The organism is Okeania sp. SIO2B9 (assembly GCF_010672505.1).
Classification (GTDB): Bacteria; Cyanobacteriota; Cyanobacteriia; order Cyanobacteriales; family Microcoleaceae; genus Okeania; species Okeania hirsuta.
Genome location: NZ_JAAHGK010001029.1, coordinates 1 through 2,811, shown reverse-complemented (window position 1 = coordinate 2,811; position 2,811 = coordinate 1). Strand labels below are relative to the sequence as shown.

Annotated in this window: 2 protein-coding genes; one reads left to right on the top strand and one right to left on the bottom strand. The window is 36.7% G+C overall.

Annotated elements, in window-relative coordinates; genetic code table 11:
- The coding region (locus F6K13_RS26845; RefSeq protein WP_287288971.1) for a CYTH domain-containing protein at positions 1 to 442 on the top strand (442 nt) is incomplete at its 5' end.
- A 589-nt stretch (positions 443 to 1,031) separates the two neighbouring features.
- On the opposite strand, the gene F6K13_RS26840 is transcribed toward F6K13_RS26845, so the two are convergent.
- Positions 1,032 to 2,351 (bottom strand): 3-isopropylmalate dehydratase large subunit, encoded by a 1,320-nt coding sequence (locus F6K13_RS26840; RefSeq protein WP_124143788.1) that lies wholly within the window; start codon positions 2,349 to 2,351, stop codon positions 1,032 to 1,034.
- Between the last annotated feature and the right edge of the window lie 460 nt (positions 2,352 to 2,811).

The window sequence follows — 2,811 nt, the reverse complement described above, 5'->3', positions numbered from 1 at the left end:
CGGGTGGCGTAATCAAGGTGTTGGGCAAGTTTATCGTCAAGGTTATATGTCTACAGAAGATGGCATAACATTAAGGGCAAGAATTGCGGGAGACCAAGGCTATTTAACTATTAAAGGACCTTCTGTCGGTAATTCACGGTCAGAATATGAGTATTCTATTCCAGTTGAAGATGCTCAAGAGATGTTGAATACTTTGTGTAGTTCGCCCTTAATTGAAAAGGTTAGATATAAGGTTTCTCATGGTAATTTTATTTGGGAAGTTGATGAGTTTGCTGGAGATAATCAAGGTTTAATTGTGGCTGAAGTTGAACTTTATAATGAAAATCAAGAAGTTGAATTGCCAGATTGGATAGGGGAGGAAGTTTCTCACGATAAGAGATATTCTAATTCTAATTTATCGAAAAATCCTTGGAAAAATTGGTCTTCAACAATTAATAATTAATAATTAATAATTACCTACCCTCGAAAAGAAGAGGATGGACTCAAAGGAAAATTTTTTCTTGTTTCTCCTTTAAATAAGAGGCTTTAAACCTTGATTATTCAGTAAGTTTAATGGAAAAATATCAGGAAAAAGTTCATAAATAGGGAAATTTTTGGCATTTTTTGAAGAGTTTTGAATTATAGCGTCTGAGTTATGAGATGGTAGATAAATTTTCTGTGTGGCGATCGCTCTGATGTAGATGATAAATTAATTGATGCTTTTTTCGACTATAGCGCCTGGGTTATAAGATGGTAGATAAATTATCTGTGTGGCACTTCCTTTAGTGTGAATGATAAATTGATGATTTTTTTAACTATAGCGCCTTAGTTATGAGATTAAAGTATCATAAACTTTTGCGATCTTAGCAATATGAAAGTAGCCAGGAGTCAAAATTAATTAATGCTGTAGTTGGTAAATTTCCACTAATCAAATATCAATCAATATTAGATTTACTGGAAAAATTTAAACAATATATTCATTTATTTCTACATACATAATTCAATTATGACTCCTGACTCCTAAATTTTTTATTGATAAACTGGCAACAAATTTACATAAATTCTCGTGGGTCGGTAACATATCCAGTCAGTGCGGAAGCTGCTGCTGTATAGGGAGAAGCTAAATAAACTTGTGCCTGTTTATTCCCCATTCGACCAGGGAAATTACGATTAGTTGTAGACACACAAATTTCTGGTTCATTTAATCGCCCAAATGTATCTTTTGGTCCGCCTAAACAAGCAGCACAAGAGGGAGCAGCAGGTTCAATACAACCAGCATCTAAAAATATTTCTGAGAGGGTTTTTCCATCATGTTTTAAGTTAAATAAATCCTCATAAACTTTCTGAGTTGCTGGTACTAAATAAGTAGGAACTTTCACCTGATGACCCTTAATAAGTTTAGCTGCATGAAGAAAATCAGAAGTTTTTCCACCTGTACAAGAACCAATATAAACTCGGTCAATTTTGACATCTTTACAGTTACGAGCAAGTTCCTTATTATCTGGAGAGTGGGGTTTGGCCACCACAGGTTCTAATTTTGTCACATCGTAGGAGCGATCGCTATAAAATGCCGCATTTTCATCTGTCTGAAATGACTCAAATGTTTTATCTGTTCGACCTTGTAAATATTTAACAGTAGTTTCATCGGCAGCGATAACTCCATTTTTACCACCTGCTTCAATGACCATATTGCAGAGGGTCATTCGTTCTTCCATTGTCATCTGTTTCACCGTCTCTCCAGCAAATTCCATTGTTCTATAAGTAGCGCCGGAAACAGAAATATCTCCAATAATTTGCAAGATTAAATCTTTTGCTAATAAATAATTCGGCATTTCTCCATTCAAGACAAACCGCATAGTTGCTGGCACTTTTACAAGTAGTTTGCCAGTACCTAAGATAAAGGCAGCATCAGTATTGCCTATACCTGTGGCAAATTGTCCAAAAGCACCTGCATTACAAGTATGGGAGTCTGTGCCAAACAAAACTTCCCCTGGACGGGTGTGCCCTTCTTGGGCGAGAGCAACGTGGCAAACTCCTTTGTAGTCTGGGTTAGCTTTGAAGTCTGAGCGATCAGTAATGTCGTAAAAGTATTTGATGTTTTGTTCTTGGGCAAAGTCTCGTAAGATATCTACATTACGGTTAGCTCGTTTGTCGGTGGTGAAAATATAGTGGTCTGGGATGAGAACGATTTTTTCCCGGTCCCAAACTTTGGCATCTTCGCCAAATTCTTTTTTGAAAATGCCAATAGTACCAGGACCACACACATCGTGGGTCATTAGTACGTCTACGTTGATCCAAATATTTTCTCCTGGGGTAACGGTAGATTTTCCTGATGCTTTGGCCAGGATTTTTTCAACCATAGTCATTGCCATAAATGCTTCCTCTACTGGTGATAATTTAATTAGTTTACAAATGTATTTTAGACAACCTCATATTGCTTCGGGCAAAGTCATTTCAGTTATCAGTTATCAGTACCTCATGGAATAGGGAGGCAAGAAAATACTGAAGTTGATTTTCTCTTGGTCGATTGGATATGGCGAGGAAACCCGTTCTTACAGACCCGCTCCGCTAACGCCATCCCTCGACCGCTTTTTCATCCCCTTAAAAGGGGAGACTATTGACCTTACTTTTTGGTCAAGGGCGAGGAGGTAATTCTGAGAGTGCCTCAAAATGTCAGAAAGACTCTAGAAAGTAAGCAAAAAATCAAAATTTAAAATTTAAAATTTACAACATTCTACTCTTGACTTCTGATTTCAAAATTGGTTGATTTTTGTGATTTTGAAAGCTAAACATGATACAAAAACAGTCAAATCAATTATTTTAGCGATCGCA